This is a genomic window from Nonomuraea mesophila, from assembly GCF_004352805.1.
In the GTDB taxonomy this organism is placed as follows: domain Bacteria; phylum Actinomycetota; class Actinomycetes; order Streptosporangiales; family Streptosporangiaceae; genus Nonomuraea; species Nonomuraea longispora.
This window is the reverse complement of sequence record NZ_SMLD01000193.1, coordinates 1-16,416: the sequence shown is the minus strand read 5'-3', so window position 1 is coordinate 16,416 and position 16,416 is coordinate 1. Positions and strand designations below refer to the sequence as shown.

The 16,416-nt window shown below is 72.0% G+C and carries 14 protein-coding genes and 1 riboswitch; of the genes, 9 read left to right on the top strand and 5 right to left on the bottom strand.

Features of this window, described 5'->3' with window-relative positions:
- Positions 1–21: 21 nt before the first annotated feature.
- Positions 22–309, bottom strand: coding sequence for an Lrp/AsnC family transcriptional regulator (locus tag E1295_RS41425; RefSeq protein WP_132639710.1), 288 nt, complete (start codon positions 307–309; stop codon positions 22–24).
- A 17-nt stretch (positions 310–326) separates the two neighbouring features.
- Positions 327–2,051 (bottom strand): DEDD exonuclease domain-containing protein, encoded by a 1,725-nt coding sequence (locus E1295_RS41420; RefSeq protein ID WP_132639708.1) that lies wholly within the window; start codon positions 2,049–2,051, stop codon positions 327–329.
- Positions 2,052–2,207: 156 nt separating this feature from the next.
- Between E1295_RS41420 and E1295_RS41415 the strand changes: the two genes are divergently transcribed.
- The 3 genes from E1295_RS41415 (at position 2,208) to E1295_RS41405 (ending at position 6,868) form a co-directional block, all read left to right on the top strand.
- Entirely contained in the window at positions 2,208–3,716 is a 1,509-nt protein-coding gene (locus tag E1295_RS41415) for a serine/threonine-protein kinase (protein ID WP_132639706.1), read from the top strand.
- Positions 3,706–5,160: a serine/threonine-protein kinase gene (locus tag E1295_RS41410; protein ID WP_132639704.1), complete on the top strand. Its 1,455-nt coding sequence runs from the start codon at positions 3,706–3,708 to the stop codon at positions 5,158–5,160. The genes E1295_RS41415 and E1295_RS41410 overlap by 11 nt, the downstream gene beginning before the upstream one ends.
- A 73-nt stretch (positions 5,161–5,233) precedes the next feature.
- Entirely contained in the window at positions 5,234–6,868 is a 1,635-nt protein-coding gene (locus tag E1295_RS41405) for a hypothetical protein (protein ID WP_132639702.1), read from the top strand.
- Positions 6,869–7,056: 188 nt separating this feature from the next.
- Here E1295_RS41405 and E1295_RS41400 read toward each other — a convergent pair whose 3' ends face one another.
- Genes E1295_RS41400 through E1295_RS41390 form a run of 3 tightly spaced genes read right to left on the bottom strand, consistent with a single transcriptional unit; the run spans position 7,057 to position 9,352 of the window.
- Entirely contained in the window at positions 7,057–8,643 is a 1,587-nt protein-coding gene (locus E1295_RS41400) for a PH domain-containing protein (protein WP_132639700.1), read from the bottom strand.
- On the bottom strand, positions 8,640–9,137 hold the full coding sequence (locus tag E1295_RS41395; protein ID WP_425465398.1) for a PH domain-containing protein: 498 nt from the start codon (positions 9,135–9,137) through the stop codon (positions 8,640–8,642). Before E1295_RS41395 ends, E1295_RS41400 begins: the two co-directional genes overlap by 4 nt.
- Entirely contained in the window at positions 9,128–9,352 is a 225-nt protein-coding gene (locus tag E1295_RS41390) for a hypothetical protein (RefSeq protein ID WP_132639698.1), read from the bottom strand. Before E1295_RS41390 ends, E1295_RS41395 begins: the two co-directional genes overlap by 10 nt.
- Positions 9,353–9,462: 110 nt before the next feature.
- On the opposite strand from E1295_RS41390, the gene E1295_RS41385 reads away from it, so the two are divergent.
- The 6 genes from E1295_RS41385 to E1295_RS41360 all read left to right on the top strand — a co-directional run bounded on the left by E1295_RS41385 (position 9,463) and on the right by E1295_RS41360 (position 16,265).
- Complete coding sequence (locus E1295_RS41385; protein ID WP_246080999.1) at positions 9,463–10,701, top strand: sensor histidine kinase; 1,239 nt, start codon at positions 9,463–9,465, stop codon at positions 10,699–10,701.
- The gene (locus E1295_RS41380; RefSeq protein WP_132639694.1) at positions 10,698–11,366 is read left to right on the top strand and encodes a response regulator; all 669 of its coding nucleotides are present in this window, start codon (positions 10,698–10,700) and stop codon (positions 11,364–11,366) included. The genes E1295_RS41385 and E1295_RS41380 overlap by 4 nt, the downstream gene beginning before the upstream one ends.
- Before the next feature lie 415 nt (positions 11,367–11,781).
- Positions 11,782–13,035 (top strand): NYN domain-containing protein, encoded by a 1,254-nt coding sequence (locus E1295_RS41375; protein WP_246080998.1) that lies wholly within the window; start codon positions 11,782–11,784, stop codon positions 13,033–13,035.
- Positions 13,036–13,135: 100 nt separating this feature from the next.
- On the top strand, positions 13,136–14,095 hold the full coding sequence (locus tag E1295_RS41370) for a C40 family peptidase (protein ID WP_132639690.1): 960 nt from the start codon (positions 13,136–13,138) through the stop codon (positions 14,093–14,095).
- A 421-nt stretch (positions 14,096–14,516) separates the two neighbouring features.
- Positions 14,517–14,680, top strand: a riboswitch (cyclic di-AMP (ydaO/yuaA leader).
- 73 nt (positions 14,681–14,753) lie between these two features.
- The gene (locus tag E1295_RS41365; protein ID WP_132639688.1) at positions 14,754–15,278 is read left to right on the top strand and encodes a C40 family peptidase; all 525 of its coding nucleotides are present in this window, start codon (positions 14,754–14,756) and stop codon (positions 15,276–15,278) included.
- A gap of 171 nt (positions 15,279–15,449) precedes the next feature.
- Positions 15,450–16,265 carry a hypothetical protein gene (locus E1295_RS41360; RefSeq protein WP_132639686.1) on the top strand — a complete coding sequence of 272 codons (816 nt, stop codon included), beginning with the start codon at positions 15,450–15,452 and terminating at the stop codon, positions 16,263–16,265.
- The last annotated feature ends 151 nt before the right edge of the window (positions 16,266–16,416 follow it).

The window sequence follows — 16,416 nt, the reverse complement described above, 5'->3', positions numbered from 1 at the left end:
GGGTGGTGGGAAGGTTGGGGGTCAGTCGGCTTCGGGGAAGCCGATGGAGAAGGCCGCTTCGAGGTCGTGCTTGGAGTAGGCGCGGAAGGCGATGTGCGTCTCGGTCTGCAGGACCCCCGCGACCTTGTTGATCCGCCCGGGAACGACCTCCGCGATCGCCTCGTAGGCGGCGACCCTGACCATGGCGAGCAGGTCGTATTCGCCGGTGATCGAGTAGACCTCGCTGACTCCCTGGATCTCGGCGATCGTCTGGGCGACCTCCGGGATGCGGTCTACCTCTGCCTTGATGTGGACAATAGCCGTGACCATGCAACAACTCTATCGTTTCACCTCAAAGGCCGCCCCTCCCGAGGACGCGGACGATCAGGACGCTGGTACGCGAGATCGATGCGCGCCTTGTGCCGGGCGGCCCCCTGGGCGGGCAGGCTCCACTCGCCGTCGACCTCCACCAGCCGCACCCCCGGAGACTCGAGCCAGCGCAGAATGCACTCGGTCTCCTCGGCGCTGGCGGCGTGCACGGGCCCGGGGCCGGGGATGACGGACTCGGCGCCGGCCGTCAGCGAGGCGACGAAAGGGGTCGGGTGGGCGCCCTTGGTCATGACGCCCGCCGCCGCCAGCCGGCCGTAGCGGATCACGTGGATGTCCCAGCCGCCGCCGAAGGCGGGACTGGCGGCCACTAACTGGGGAATGCGGGTGATGGCGCTCAGGCGCTGCATGCGGGCCGCCGCACGGACGAACGCGGCCAGCCGGTCGCGGTCGATCGAGGCCTCCTCGTAGCGCTGCTCCACCGACAGGCGCTCCATGCGGGCCGACACGGCGGAGAAGACGAGCGAGGCGTCGAGCGTCATCGCGCGGCGGGCGCTCTCGGCGTGCACCGCGTATTCCTCCTGGTCGATCCTCCCCTCGCAGGGGGCGCCGCAGCGGCCCATCTCGTGCAGCACGCAGGCCGTCCGGCGGGTGCGCAGCGTGATCGGCTGCGTGCACTGGCGCAGCGGAACCGCCTCGTGCAGGGCGATGCGGGCGTCGTCGGCGAGGCGAGAGCTGCCGAACGGGCCGAGATAGGTGGCGCCGTCGTCCTTGAGCTCGCGCACGATCGACAGGCGGGGGAACAGGTCGGTGGTGAGCTTGAGCCAGACCACCTTCTCGGGGAAACGGGAACGGCGGTTGTAGCGCGGTTTGGCGCCGCCGATCAGGCGCAGCTCCCTGACCTCCGCCTCCAGGGCGGTCGAGCAGACGATGTGGCGCACTCGCTCGGCGATGCCGATCATCTCGCGGATGCGCGGGCGGGTCTCGCTCGCCGTGAAGTAGGAGCGCACGCGGTTGCGCAGGTTGGTGCTCTTGCCGATGTAGAGCACCTCGCCGCGCTCGTCCTCGAACAGGTAGACGCCGGGCGCGTGCGGCACGGACTCGGCCAGGTGGCGCTTGCGCTGCTGCTCCGGGGTGGGGGCGCGGACGAACGACTTGAGCTCCTCCAGCGTGTGGACCTGGAACGACCCGGCCCGCTCGATCAGCCCGTGCAGCACGTCGACGGTGGCCCTGGCGTCCTGGAGGGCGCGGTGGCACGGCTCGGTGGAACTGCGGAAGAACCTGGCCAGCGTGGACAGCTTGGCGTTGGGCGTCTCGTCGCGGGTCAGCACGCGCCGGGCCAGGTCGACGGTGTCGACGACCGGGTTGACCGGCGGGGGATGGCCGAGCGAGGCGCAGGCGGCCTTGATGAAGCGGGTGTCGAACCCGGCGTTGTGGGCGACCAGCGTGGCGCCGCGGATGAACTCGAGAAAGCTCGGCAGCACCATGTCGATCCGCGGCGCGGCCACGACCATGGCGTCGGTGATGCCGGTCAGCACGGAGATGAACGGGGGGATGGGGCCACCGGGGTCGACCAGCGTGGAGAACTCGCCGAGCACCTCGCCCGCCCGCACCTTGACCGCGCCGATCTCGGTGATGGCGTCATCGGCCGGGGCGCCCCCCGTCGTCTCGAGGTCGAACACGACGAACGTGACGTCACTCAGCGGGGTGCCGAGCTCGTCGAGAGTGCCTTGAACCGGGTCCACGAACCAAGACCATAGAGAGGCCGACCGACAGGAACCACGACCGGCACTCCCGATCACCGTGACAGCCAGGACAGGGCCCCTGTTGTCACCGGGACGCCAGGCCCCGTCCAGCGAATCGGTTCAGCAGAAGCCCGATAACTAGCTACCCTTCCCTTTATGTCCGCGGGAAGACTTGCCGGCCGCTACTCCCTGCTGCGCCCGCTGGGCGCGGGCGGCATGGGGACAGTGTGGCAGGCCAGGGACGAGATGCTTGACCGCGAGGTCGCGGTCAAGGAGCTCACGCTGCCCGAGGGCATGTCGCCCAAGGAACGCTCCGACTCGATCACGCGGGCCGTGCGCGAGGCGCAGGCCACCGCGCGGCTGCGCCACCCCGGCATCGTGGCGCTGCACGACGTGGTCGTCGAGAACGACCGGCCGTGGCTGGTCATGGAACTGCTGCGCGGCCGCACGCTGGCCGAGACCGTGCGCGAGTTCGGGCCCATGCCTCCCGACTACGCCGCGCGGATCGGCGCCGACGTGCTGGAGGCGCTCTGCGTGGCGCACGCCCAGGGGGTGCAGCACCGCGACGTCAAGCCGGGCAACGTGTTCCTGACCGGCAGCGGCAGAGTCGTGCTGACCGACTTCGGCATCGCCAGGCAGGAGGGCCAGGCCACGCTCACCGAGCAGGGCCTGATGATCGGCTCGCCCGGGTTCATCGCTCCCGAGCGGCTCGAAGGCCAGCCCGGCGGCCCCGCGAGCGATCTGTGGTCGCTCGGCGCCACCCTCTACACCGCGGTGGCGGGCGGTCCCGCCTACTCCGGTTCGGCGGCTCAGCGGGTGCGGGCCACGCTGATGGAACCGGTCCCTGTCGCGCCGGGCCCGCTGGGCCCGCTGCTGGCCGCCATGATGGCGCACCACCCCTCGGCCCGGCCCGACGCCCGCACGGCCGTGGACGCGCTGCGCCAGGTCGCCGCGGGCGCGGAGGCGCCGCAACTGCCGGTCACCCAGACCGTGACCGCGCCGACCAAGGTGAAGCGGCGCGGCGGCGCGGCCCGCTGGATCGCCGTGGCCGTCGCCGCGGTGGTCGTGGTCGCCGCGGGCACCACGGCCTTTCTCTTCTTGCAAGGGGAGGACGACGGCGTGCCGTCGGCGTTCACGGTGCCCATGGACGTGTGCACCCTGCTCAGCTCGCAGGACGTCGGCGGCGTGCTGCGTACGCAGAACCCGCCCGAAGGGCGTCCCGACGGCGACGAGGTGGGCCCGAAGTGCAGCTGGCCGCTGTCGGGCAGCGGTGTGGGCCTGCAGGTGCAGAAGGACTCCGACACCGTCGACCCCTGGTCGATGTCCGGTGATTCCGCCCGCAGGCTGTTCCAGAATCAGAAACGCTACTGGACCCGGTTCAAGCAGATCTCCTGGACGTGGCCCGAGATCGGCGTGAACGACAGCAGGAAGGCCCTGCGCACGCCGCTGCGCCCGATCGGCGGCGTGGGGGAGGAGGCCTTCGCCTTCGAGCTGAAGGGCGCCACCGGCCGGGTGCACACCGCCCACGTCTTCTACCGGCTGGCGAACCTGGTGGTGAGCGTCGAATACTCCACGCTCGCCAACAAGCCGACCGACGACGACATCAAGCAGGCGGCGCTGAGAGTGGCGCAGGCGAGCGAACGGACGTTGCGCGATGCCGGGTGACCTCTACCTGCTGGCCGGCCGCTACCGGCTGATCGAGCGGCTGGGACAGGGCGGCGCGGGCACGGTGTGGCGCGCGATCGACGAGGTGCTCGACCGGCAGGTCGCGGTCAAGCAGGTACGCGTGTCCGACCGGCTGACCCCGGCCCAGCGGGCGGACTTCGCCAACCTGGCCATCCACGAGGCCAGGTCCGCGGGACGCCTGCGCGACCCGGCGATCGTGCTCGTGCACGACGTCGTCCTCGAGGGCGACCAGCCGTGGATCATCATGGACCTGGTCACCGGCCGCTCCCTCGACAAGGTGATCAAGGAACAGGGGCCGCTGCCCGCCGCGTACGTCGCCGCGATCGGGCTGCGCGTGCTGTCCGCGCTGGAGGTCGCCCACGCGCACGGGATGGTGCACCAGGACGTCAAGCCGGCCAACATCCTGCTCGACGCCGACGGCTCGGCCATGCTGACCGACTTCGGCATCGCCGCGCCGATGGGCGGGCACGCCGACAGGTTCGGCAGCGCGGGCTCGCCCGGTTACATGGCGCCGGAGCGGCTCAACGAACAACCTTCCGGCCCGGCCTCCGACCTGTGGTCGCTCGGCGCCAGCCTCTACACGGCGGTCGAGGGCAGGGCGCCGTTCGAGCGGCAGCTGCCCGCCGCGGTGGCGGCGGCGGTGCTGCTGCACGAGCCGCCGTTCCCCGCCAGGGCCGGGCGGGAGCTCGGCCGCCTGCTGATGGCCATGCTCGCGAAGGACCCGGCGGCCAGGCCCACCGCGGCCCAGGTGCGTCACGTGCTGCACGGCCTGACCGGCCCCGCCACGGGCGCCCGCGGGAGGCCCGCGGGCGGACGGTCCCGCCGCCGGCTGCTGCTGCCCGCGGCGGTCGCGGCCGTCGCGGTCCTCGGCGCGGGCGGCTGGTACGCCGCCGGCGCGCTCGGCCCGGAGACCGGCAGGTTCGCCACGGCTCCCGACCCGTGCACGCTGCTCACCGACACCCAGGCAGGCGAGCTGGCGAAGGGCCGGCCCGAACGTATGCGCACCAGGCCGGACGAGTGCCAGTGGCTCGTCCGCGACGGCTCGAGGCCGGGGCGCCGGCTCATCGTGCGCGCCTGGGCGGAGAAGCCGGGCGCCGATCTCGGCGGGCCGCAGGTCGCGCAGCGCCGCTTCGACAGCGAGAAGACCACCCGCGCCGCCGCCAAAGGCAGGCACCTGCGCGAGATCCGCGGCGGGGTGACGGAGCTCAAGGGCGTCGGTGAGACGGCCATCCTGCAGAACAGGATCAAACTCCATCTGAACACCAACGAAAGGGGCGCCACCGACAGCGTCATCCTCTTCCGGACGAGCAACCTGCTGGGCGAGGTGGTCTGGCATCGTGATGACGTGCCGTCCTCCGACCCCGAGGACAAGGAGACGGCCGTCGCCGCGGCCCGCCTGGTGTCGGCGTCGCTGGCGAAGTGAACGGCCGCGAACCTCCCGCAAGGGGTGTGGCTAGCATGTATCCCCGCACGTCAAGGCAACCCCAGGAGTCTTTGTGAACCCCGGTAGCGAGCACCAGCCGCCTACCACCCCTTACCAGGTGCCGGGCATGCAGTCAGGGCCGCCCAACCTGCCGCCCAATATGCCGCCCGGCATGCCGCCGAACATGCCGCCCGGCATGCCACCCAACGTGCCGCCGCAGCGCCCGCGCCGGCCGGCCTGGCTGCTGCCCACGCTGGCCGCCGCGCTGGTCGTGCTGGTCGCGGCGGGCGGCGTCGGGGCGTACTTCGTCTACGGCAAGGTCGCGGGCACCTCCACGCCGCCGTTCGCCCAACCGGGAGACACGACGGGAGAGACCGGGGGAGACACCGGGGGAGACACCGGGGGAGACACGGCGGGCGGGACGACGGCGAAACCGACGGCGGCCACGGCCGCCGCTTCGACGGGACCCGACGTGTGCGCCATGCTGCCCAAGGCGGAGGCCGACCGGCTCGTCCCGGACGCGACCGTCGCCAACAGGTCCAAGGACGGCGACTACACGGTCAGCTTCACCTGCAACTGGCAGAACCAGCGCATCTCGTACGGCGAATACTGGCGCAGCAGGGAGATCGACGTCCGCGTCGAGCAGCACAAGGGCGACGGCGCCAAGACCGGCAGGGCGATGGCCCAGAACTCCTACGAGGTCGAATACCGCGGCGGCAAGTACGGCGAGACCGCCACCCCGTCGCTCAAGCCGGACGAGAAGAACTACACCTCCCCGGTCAAGGACATCGAGGGCGTCGGCGACAGCGCGTTCGCCCAGTACACCTGGCGCCGCGACGGCAAGATGCTGTGGTACTCCTTCGGCAAGGCCCACGTCCGCGTCGGCGACATGACGATCGAGGTCAAATATCAGGCGAGCCAGCAGCGCAAGGACGCCCAGATCCTGTCCAACGAGTCCACCCAGTCGATCACGGAGGCCAACGCGATCCGCGAGGTCTCCAAGCTGGCCGGCCACTTCGCCAAGGGCGTGGCGGCCTGGCAGGCGCAACATCCCGACGTGCTGGCCCAGCCGGAGTCGTCGGAGGCCACGCTCAGCCCGAGCGCCCGGCCGACGCCCTCGCCGAGCGTGCTGGCCGTCTTCCCCTCCGACTGCTCCGCCGTGAAGGACGTGGCCACCGAGCTCGTGCCCGAGCCCACCACCCGCGCCCGCGGCACCACGGTCGGGGGCGACAACCAGACCGAGTGCCGCTGGCTCAACCTGGACCTGTCCGGTGGCGAGGGCACCAAGAAGATCCGCAGCGCGCTGATCACGGTGCACCGTTTCACCAACCGGACGGGCGCGGTGGACGCGCCCGCCGCCAAGGCCTACTACGTCAGCGAGTACGGCGGCGACAAGAGCACCGCCGACTCGTCGATCGGCAACGTCAAGTGGGGCAAGCTGACCGACGTGGACGGGCTCGGCGAGGAGGCCTACCAGCAGTACGTGGAGACCCGGCAGGGCGAGGTCTCCGCCTCCAGCGCCACCGTGACCATCCGCAAGGGCGCCATGGTCGTCAGGGTCGACTACTCGGGTCACCAGCGGCCGGAGGGGGAGGCGACCAACTCGGCCAAGGTGGAGCTCATGCCGGAGAAAGAGGCCATGAGCGGCGCGCTCACCCTGGCCAAGGCCTACATGGCGACCCTGGCCAAGCAGCCCAAGGGCAGCTGACCGCGACCCCGTCCGCTGTTCTCGTGGCTCGGCGCCGTGCTCCTGACAGGTGGTCCGCGCGGGCGGTTAAAGCGCCTGCAACCCGGCTGCAAGTGGGACAAATACCGTTATGACTGCAAGCACATGAGCCGCGCGATCATGTTTGTCCAGTACAGGGGCATGGGCAAGCCACGGGGGGATCTCGCGGCTCATTGCTTTGCCACCGTCGTCCCCCTGACGAGGAACGGTTCGAGCAGGCCGGGCACGGCGCGGGAGGCCAGTTCCAGTCCGGTGTCGCGGCCGACGTCCACCACCTCGTAGTGCCCGTGGCCGGCGGAGGTGGCGGCGGAGACGGTCAGCAGTCCCGAGCGCCGCTGGACGTACGACTCCGTGATCGTCCATCCCGAGACACCCTTGCGGTCCAGCGCCACCGTACGCCGTACCACCGCGCCCTTCCTGCTGACCAGGTGCCGCCCGCCCAGCGCGTGCCCGAGGTTCCTCGCGCCCTCGACGGCGGCCCACGTACCGGCTGCCAGCACCACGACGGGGATCGGCCACACCCAGGCGCGCACCCACGGCCAGGGCGTGAGCGTCGCCACGGCGGCCACCGCCGCGGTCGTCAGCGCGGTCGCGACCAGGGCCCGCACGAGACGCCGCCGCCTGGCCGCCCGGGGATGCGGGACCAACGCGGGCATGCCATCGGCCGCGGCCACCTCGGCGGCCAGGCGCCAGGCCAGATCGCGGGGGAGGGGCGGGGCGAGCGCGGCGGCGTCCTCGGCATCGTTTCCGGCCTTCTCCCCGAGCCCGGTGGCGACGGTCCTGACGCGGGCGCCGCCGCCCAGCCGGAGCAGCAGCGGCTCTCTGATCTCCACGCCGCGCAGCCTGCGTACCTCCAGGGTGAGCGACCGGGTGGTCAGCAGCCCCCGGCGCAGCCGCAGCCGGCCGGGTTCGTGCTCCAGGCGGTAGCGGCCCCACGACTCGGCGAACAACAGCACCGCTCCGAGCACGCCGACGGCCAGGTTGACCGCCAGCAGCAGGGGGACCGCGGCCAGCGGCCGCGTCACGATCCAGTCCCACAGGGCGCCCGCCACCTCGCTCATGACCGGCCTGAGCCCGGTCGCGTTGAGCGGCTTGTAGAGCGCGCCCAAAACCAGCGCGGTCCCCGTGACCGTCCACACCGTCAACGGCGCGTACCTGATCCACGACCAGCGCAGCTCGGCCAGCGGCCCGCCCCGCGCCTCCCGCCCGTCGTCCTGGTGCAGCAGGGTACGGCGCAGCGTCTCGGCGTCGTGCCTGGTCAGCGGGTTGAGGGTGAGCTCGGAGTGTTCTCCCGCGTGCTCGCCGGTGCCCACCTTGACCACGGTCAGACCGAAGATCCGCAGAATCGGGTCGGCCTTGAGGTCCACGCTGCGCACCCGGTCGCGCGGGACCGCGTGGTGCTGGCGCGTGAAGATGCCCGAACGGAGTTCGAGGCGCTCGGGGGTGAGCCGCCAGCGGGACGTACGCAGCCTGGCCAGGTCGTAGGCCACCACGGCGAGCACGATCAGCGCGGCGGCGCCCGCGCAGGCCGCGACGATGCCGCCGGCCTGCCAGTCCTGGCTCAGCAGGAAGCGGGTGAGCCCGGCCACCGCGCCGGCCACGAGCGCCAGCGACTTGACGCCCGAGACCCACAGGCTCCGTCCGTCCGGCTGCCGCCAGCCCCCCTGCCACCGCCCGGCGGGTTCGCTCCTGCCGGGATCATGGCCCGCGCGCTCCGCCGCGTCCGGCCCTTGCCGTCGCGCGCCCGGCGCGTTCATGTGGCGTCCCCGGGCGTCGCCTGGGTGATGGCGGTCAGGCGTTCGGCCAGCTCGGCGGCCATCTCGTGGTCCAGCCCCTCGATCTTGACCGCGCCCGCCGACGAGGCGGTGGTCACCGTGACGTCGGCCAGTCCGAACAGCCGCTGCACCGGCCCCCGCGCGGTGTCGACCCGTTGGATCCGCGACATCGGCGCCACCCGCCAGGTGTGCGTCAGCCACCCCTTGCGGGTGTAGACGGCCTCGCCCGTGACCTCCCACCGCGCCACCCGGTAGTACGCCCGCGGCGCCACCAGCGCCGGCACCACGCACACCACCACGAACCCGGCCACCGCCGCGCCCAGCCAGAGCGGCCGCTCGGTGAAGAACCAGTACGCCGCCACGGCCGCGACGGCGAGCGGCCCCACGAGAAGCAGCCACTGCACCGTCCACCACGGGACCACCCGCGGGTCGGCCTGGTTGCGCGGCGGCCTGAGCATGGTCGTGCTCACCCTGATCCCTCCGTCTTCCTCGTCACGTCGGCCGCGGCCAGCAGCACGAAGCCGAGCACCCCGATCACGATGGCCGCGAACACCTCATATCCATCCAGGATCGGCAGGTTGACCACGAGCAGGTCGTGCGCCCACCGCCACCATCCGAACAGGGCGTTGACCAGGCCTCCTAGGCCCTGCAGGAGCAGCAGCCAGCCCGATATCGTCAGAAGCGCGTGCATGGAACCAGGTTCGCGGGCGCGGCCGGCCACCCGCGTCGGCCGGAGGTCTTGGCCGGCATCGACTTTGGTCGCTGTCGTCCCACCCCTGGCAGCGCCTAACCTCGATGGACGTGACGGCACACCAGGACGACGGCGTTCACGCCCGCGAATATCGGTGGGCGCTGCCGTCGGTGCTGCTGGGAGACGCCCGCGAGGGCGGGCGCGTGCGCCGCTCGACGCGCGACTGGATCGTCGACACGCTCATGTTCCTGATGGCCTGCGGCCTGACGGTGCTGTCCCTGCCGGAGATCCAGGACGACCCCGTGCCGCTGCAGGCGGCCGAGCAGATCATGGGAGCGCTGTCGTGCGCGGCGGTGTGGCTGCGACGCAGGTGGCCGGTCGGCCTGGCCGTGGTGACGATGCTCAGCTCGTCCTACCTGGAGCTGCCCGGAGGCGCCTCCCTCGTGGCGCTGTTCACGGTGGCGGTGCACCGGCCGTTCAAGATCTCCGGGCCGGTCGCGCTGTTCTCCCTCATCACGCTGGCGCCCTACGTGTGGCTGCGGCCGCAGGCCCCGCTCGACCGGGGCTGGACCGCGGTGCTGGGCGTGGCGCTCATCCTGACCGTGCTCGCGTGGGGCATCGTCATCAGGGCCAGGCGGCAGGTCATCTGGTCGCTCAGGCAGCAGGCCGAGGTGGCCGCGGACGAGGCCAGGCGCGGCGAGCGCGAGCGCATCGCCAGGGAGATGCACGACGTGCTCGCCCACCGCATCTCCATGCTCAGCCTGCACGCCGGCGCGCTGGAGTTCCGCCCGGACGCGCCCACCGAGGAGATCGCCAGGGCGGCGAGCGCCATCAGGAACAACGCCCATCTGGCGCTGCAGGACCTGCGGGAGGTGATCGGCGTGCTGCGCGCCGTCAGGCCGGGCGACCAGCGCGAGGAGGAGCCGGTGCCGGAACGCCCGCAGCCCACGCTCGCCGACCTGCCCAAGCTGGCCGGGGAATGCCGTCAGGCGGGCATGGACGTGCGGCTGACCCTCGGGGTGGAGGACACGCCGGAAGGGCTGGGCCGTAACCTCTACCGCATCGTCCAGGAGGCGCTCACCAACGCCCGCAAGCACGCGGGAGGCGCGCCGGTGGCCGTCACGGTGGCGGGCAGGCGGGGCAAGGGGGTGTCGGTGGAGGTGCGCAACCCGCTGCGGGCCCGTCCCGGCCTGCGCATCCCCGGCGCGGGCGCGGGGCTCATCGGGCTGACGGAACGCGCCGAGCTGGCGGGCGGCAGGCTGGAGCACGGCCCGACGCCGGAGGGCGAGTTCCTGGTACGCGCCTGGCTACCGTGGCCGGCGAAGAAGACGACTCGGGAGGACGCATGACCACTCCGGCCGGCGGGCCGATCAGCCTGCTGATCGTCGACGACGACGCGATGGTGCGGGCCGGGCTGTCGATGATCCTCGGCGGCGGGGGCGACATCGAGATCGTCGGCGAGGCGGGCGACGGCTCCGAGGTGCCGGCCATGGTGGCCGAGCACCGTCCCGACGTGGTGCTGATGGACATCCGCATGCCGGGCGTCGACGGGCTCACCGCCACCGAGGCGCTGCGCCGCACCTCCTCGCCGCCGGAGGTGGTGGTGCTGACCACGTTCCACGCCGACGCGCAGGTGCTGCGCGCGCTGCGGGCGGGGGCGGCCGGGTTCCTGCTGAAGGACATCGCGCCCGGTGACCTGGTGCAGGCGATCAGGAAGGTGGCCGCGGGCGAGCCGATCCTGTCGCCGGCGGTCACGCGGCAGCTCATCACGCACGTGTCCGACGGCGGCGCGGACCAGCGTACGGAGCGCGCGAGGAAGTTGCTCGACCGGCTCAGCGAGCGGGAGCGGGAGGTGGCGACGGCCGTCGGCCAGGGCAAGTCGAACGCCGACATCGCGGGCGAGCTGTTCATGAGCGTGCCCACGGTCAAGGCTCACGTGTCGCGCATCCTGACCAAGCTCGACCTCAACAACCGGGTGCAGATCGCGCTCCTGGTCTACGACGCGGGTTCGTAGCGGGGGCACCGCGCGGCCGGTGCCCCGATCGTGGCGTTCTCCGGTCGGCGGACCGCTGGAATTCCAGCTTTTCGCGCCGGGTGCCCGTGACCAGGCCGGCCGGCGCCCCCACCGGGCCTGTGGCGCGGCCGTTCCGTGCCAGGCCGGCGCGGGTCCCGCGCGTTGCGGCGGGGTCACGAGCGGACGGTACGACGCCGGGCCGCCACGGCCGGCCCCCTGGTGAGCACCCGTGCCGGCGCGGCCCGCCGCCCGTGACCAAGCGCTTGTCCACAGTGGAGTGGCCGTTACGGTCAGGTACGCGGCAGCCGTACCCTTGTCTGAAAGGGCATGTCACGAAGGGACAAGTGGGATGAGTTCAGCGGGTGAAGGCCTGTCTCGCCCGCTTCCCGAGCAGGTGCGGCTGAATGTCGTCGACTTGGCGTCTCAAGTTCTCGGCACGCTGCCCGCTGCCAGCATTCCGCCGCCGCTTCGTGGCATCGCCAAGTTCGACCCCCGCAAGCGGGCCAAGCTGGCCGGCGCGCCCATCGCGGCGCAGCTGGAGAACGACAAGAAGTTCCGCGAGCTGGTCGCCGAGTCGGTGACCGCGGGCTGGCCAGAGCTGGTCGCCTCGCTCGCCGAGGGCAACGTGCCGCCCGCCGCCGACCCCGTGCTCGTGGCCGCGGCCGCCTATCTCACGCGCCCGCCCGGCTGGGCGGAGATGATCGAGACCGCCCGCGCCGACCTGGAGCAGTCGCTGGCGGCCGCCGAGGGCTCCGAGCGCGAGGAGGTCGTCACCCGGCTGCGCGAGCAGCTCGCCGCGCAGAAGAGCGCGGCCAAGGAAGAGACCGACCGCCTGCGCGGGCAGGTCAAGGCCGCCCGCGCCGAGAACTCCGATCTGCGCCGCAGGCTCCACGACGCCCGCGAGCGGGCCAAGGCCGCGGTGCGGCGGGCCGAGGAGATGGAGCGGGCCGCAGAGGATGCGCGCACGGCCGCCTCGGCCGCGGGCAGCGCCGGCGAGTCCGAGCTGCGGCGGCTGCGCGAGCGGCTGACCGACGTGGAGAAGCAGCTCGAAGCCTCGCGCCGGGCCGCGCGTGAGGGCAGGAGCATCGAGGACTCTCGCATCAGGGTGCTGCTCGACGCGCTGCAGGACGCCTCCGCCGGGCTGCGCAGGGAGCTGGCCCTGCCCACCACGATCAGCCGGCCGGCCGACTCGGTCGCCGCGGTCACCGGAGAGCGGCCGGGCGTGCGCGTGCCCGCGCGTGCGCTCGCCGACGACGATCCGCAGCTCCTCGACCAGCTGCTCGCGCTGCCGCAGGTCCATCTGATCATCGACGGCTACAACGTCACCAAGACCGGCTACGGCACGCTCACCCTCGCCGACCAGCGCAACCGGCTGATGACCGGGCTGGGCGGGCTGGTGGCGCAGACCAGGGTCGAGGTGACCGCGGTGTTCGACGGGGCCGAGCTCAACGCCCCCGTGCAGGTCGTGGCGCCGCGCGGGGTGCGGGTGCTGTTCAGCGCGCCGGGGGAGATCGCCGACGACCTGATCCGCCAGCTCGTACGCGCCGAGCCGCCCGGCCGTGCCATCGCCGTCGTCTCGTCGGACCGGGAGGTGGCCGAGTCCGTCAGGCGGATGGGAGCCAGACCCGTTCCTTCTGGCTTGCTGCTGCGCCGCCTGGGCCGGGCTTAAGTTACGAATTGGTATGTTCGGGTGAGACCCCACCCGCCACTTCTGTACTATTTCGCCCCAGTAATGATCCCTGGGAGGCGACGCAGTGAGGTTTGGCCGGGTGCCGGTGGCCGTGGGTCTCGCGTTCGGGCTGGTGGTGTCCCCCATGGGCGCCGCGCTCGCTGATCCGAAGCCCACCATCGGGCAGGCCAAGGCCAAGCTCGACAAGCTCAACGACAAGGCCGACAAGGTCGTCGACCGTTACAACGCGGCGACCGAGCGCTACAAGAAGGCCAAGGGCTCCTACACCAAGCTGAATAAGAGCTACAAGCGCAAGCTCCGGACGGTCGCCGACCTGCGCGTCGAGATCGCCGACATGGCCGCCAGCGTCTACCGGGTCGGCGAGTACGCCACCTCCCTCCCCGGGCTGGTCGGCTCCGAGAACCCGCAGGGACGGCTGGCCGGGATGGCGCTGGCCGGGCAGATGGCCAAGGAGCGCTCGGAGAAGCTGGCCGCGTTCGACCGGGAGAACCGCGGGCTGAAGAAGCAACGCGACAAGGCGCAGGACGCGCTGCGCTCCGCCGACGAGGTGCGCGGCCAGGTCGAGAAGGAGCGCAAGGAGATCCTCGGCCTCATCGCCAAGCAGAAGAAGCTGCTGAAGAAGCTGGGCGCCTACCGGACCGGTGACCCGAACAGCACCGGCATCGAGTACACCGGATCCGCCTCCGGGAACGCCGCGGCGGTGCTGCGGTTCGCGTTCGCGCAGGTCGGCAAGCCGTACGTGTTCGGCGGGACCGGGCCAGGCGGCTACGACTGCTCGGGGCTCACCCAGGCCGCCTGGCGGGCGGCGGGCGTGTCGCTGCCGAGGACGACGTGGTCGCAGTGGTCGTGGGGCGCCAGCCGCAGGGTGTCGCTGAACGCCCTCCAGCCCGGGGACCTCATCTTCAGCGAGGGCCTGGGGCACGTCAGCATCTATGCGGGCAACGGCAAGATCGTCCATGCGCCGCAGACGGGCGACGTGGTCAAGGTGGTCAGCCTCTCCGCCTACGGCCGCAGCCTCGTGGGCGCCGTCCGCCCGTAACCCTCCTACGACGCGGCATCGTTGCCACCGTGAAGTCGCCCTGCGGGCGGCTCGCGGCCGTGTTCCGCCACGTTCCGCCATCAGCTGATCACCGCGGGTCTCGCGCGCAGGACGCGAAGAGTGTGACAAAAGCGACATATGACCCTTGACAGACGGGCGTGGCCAGAAGTGTGAGTAGGGTCACTTTTTGGTAACGGCGCCCCTGTTTCAGCAGGGGTTCCGGATTTTACTGACACCTTTTTGGATCTTTACCGGCTGACTGCGCTTTTGCCGATCCTTGACCGTACGACGTAGCTTCTGGCGTCGTCGCGGTGCACAAGCCATGGCGCCGCGGCCCCGCATCGGTCCCTCCCGATGTGAAGACAGATAAAGATCCGCTGGTCATCGCCGCGATATCCCCATGGCACACCTGTCTGACCGGGGCGATGGCCTGCCGAATCCGTGCAGCCAGGAGGCACGGAACCGGGGACCCAGCGATCCCAGTTCCCCAGGGATCAGGGGTGAATCGGCGCGCCCATCGCGCCGTAGGGCGACTTCCAGGCCCGAATCCGACAGCTAACCCGGTAGGCGTTCGTGGAAGACCCAAGGAGAAATCCTGTCTACCTCCCTGCATAACCCCCGTCTGTCCCGCCTTGCCCTGCGTGGCGCAGCGCTCACGATGACCGTGACGGCCGGAGGTCTGGTCCTCCATGCCCCGGCGGCCCTGGCGGCGACGACGAGCGACACGGCCGGCGTCTCCTCGGTGAGGGCGGCCACGGCCGCCACCACCGCGAAGTCGGCCAAGGCCGCTCGGAAGCGAGCAGCCAAGATCGCTCGGCAGAAGGTGAAGGCCGGCAAGGCCCTCGCCGTGGCCAAGAACCAGATCGGTGACCCGTACCGTTACGGCGCCACAGGACCTGGTTCGTTTGACTGCTCCGGCCTCGTCCAGTTCGCCTGGAAGAAGGCCGGGGTGAAGCTCCCGCGCGTGGCGAGCAGCCAGTTCGCCCGCATCAGGAACAAGGTCTCCTGGAAGAACCTCAAGCCAGGCGACCTCATGTTCTTCAACGGGCTCGGCCACGTGGGCATGTACGTCGGCAAGGGCAAAATGATCCATTCGCCGCGGACAGGCGAACGGGTGCGCATCGACAAGCTGGGCGGATGGCGCAAGTCGTCGTTCGTCGGCGCGGTCCGTCCCGGCCTGTGACGAAGCCCCGCCCGGGGCCTTGAGGATCCACTCAGGACCCTGGGCGGGCTCCCGTCCCCCACCGCTCGCCGTCACTGATCCCGGCATCGTCCGCCCGCACTGCTCGCGTCACCGTTCCCGGCACCGTTCTTCGCGCCGGCGTACGCGCCGGCCCCCGCTACGATCGGCAGCGTGTCCCCGCAGGTGAGCCGACGAGCCGCGCTGACCGCGGTCCTCCTCCTCGGCCTCGCCGCCGACGCTCCCGCTCCCGGACCGCCGGCCCTCCCCGCGCGGGACCGCGACCTGTGGCCGGACGGCCAGGCCGTCGCCCGCGGAGCACGTTCCCTCGTCACCGGCCACCACGCCGCGCCCGGCACGCTCGACGAGCTCGCCCGCCGCGCCGACTCGGCGGCGCTGCGGGTCACGGCCGTGCTCGGCCGCCCCGTACGGCCCGTGGTCATCGTCCCCGACACCGCGCAGGACGCCGCCAGGCTGGCCGGCTCCGGGCCTCTCGACGGGCTGGCGGCGGTGGCCGACGACGGCAGGGTGATCGTCGTCCCCGAGTCGTTCGGCAGGCTCACGTCCCTCGGCAAGGACGTCGTCCTCACCCACGAGCTGACCCACGTCGCCGCGGGCACCGGCGGGCTGCCCGTCTGGCTCTACGAGGGCTTCGCCGACTACGTGGCCTACCGGGACGCCGGGCTGCCCGTGCGCACGGCCGCCGCCGAACTGGCCGCCGAGGTGCGGGCCGGGCGCGTGCCGGCCGCCCTGCCGGGGCCGGAGGCGTTCGCCGTGGGCGGGCCCGGACCTGGACGGCTCGCGCTGGCGTACCAGGAGGCCTGGCTGGCGTGTCGCTTCCTTTCCGGCCGTTTCGGTGAGAGGAGCCTGGTGAGGCTCTACCGTGATGCGCAGGTGGCCGGCGTCCGCGCGGCGCTCGCCGCGCTCGGGCTCTCCGTGTCCACGCTGACGGCGCGGTGGCGCGTGTACGTGCGGGAGCAGCTCACGTGAAGGGGAGGAACATGAGCGGACGTCAGGACGCGGACGGCCCATCGGAGGAGACCGAGGCGCGCGGGGAGCCGGGCGGACCCGGTGACGGCGTCCCCGCGGGAGCCGTGACGGCAGAGGACCGCGCGGGCAGTGCTACGGAGGAGGGCCGGGC

Excerpts from the sequence above, each read along its gene's own strand:
- E1295_RS41410 (WP_132639704.1), top strand. The coding sequence starts at position 3,706 with ATGCCGGGTGACCTCTACCTGCTGGCCGGCCGCTACCGGCTGATCGAG.
- E1295_RS41365 (WP_132639688.1), top strand. The coding sequence starts at position 14,754 with ATGACCGTGACGGCCGGAGGTCTGGTCCTCCATGCCCCGGCGGCCCTG.
- E1295_RS41400 (WP_132639700.1), bottom strand. The coding sequence starts at position 8,643 with ATGAACGCGCCGGGCGCGCGACGGCAAGGGCCGGACGCGGCGGAGCGC.
- E1295_RS41425 (WP_132639710.1), bottom strand. The coding sequence starts at position 309 with ATGGTCACGGCTATTGTCCACATCAAGGCAGAGGTAGACCGCATCCCG.
- E1295_RS41390 (WP_132639698.1), bottom strand. The coding sequence starts at position 9,352 with ATGCACGCGCTTCTGACGATATCGGGCTGGCTGCTGCTCCTGCAGGGC.
- E1295_RS41380 (WP_132639694.1), top strand. The coding sequence starts at position 10,698 with ATGACCACTCCGGCCGGCGGGCCGATCAGCCTGCTGATCGTCGACGAC.
- E1295_RS41415 (WP_132639706.1), top strand. The coding sequence starts at position 2,208 with ATGTCCGCGGGAAGACTTGCCGGCCGCTACTCCCTGCTGCGCCCGCTG.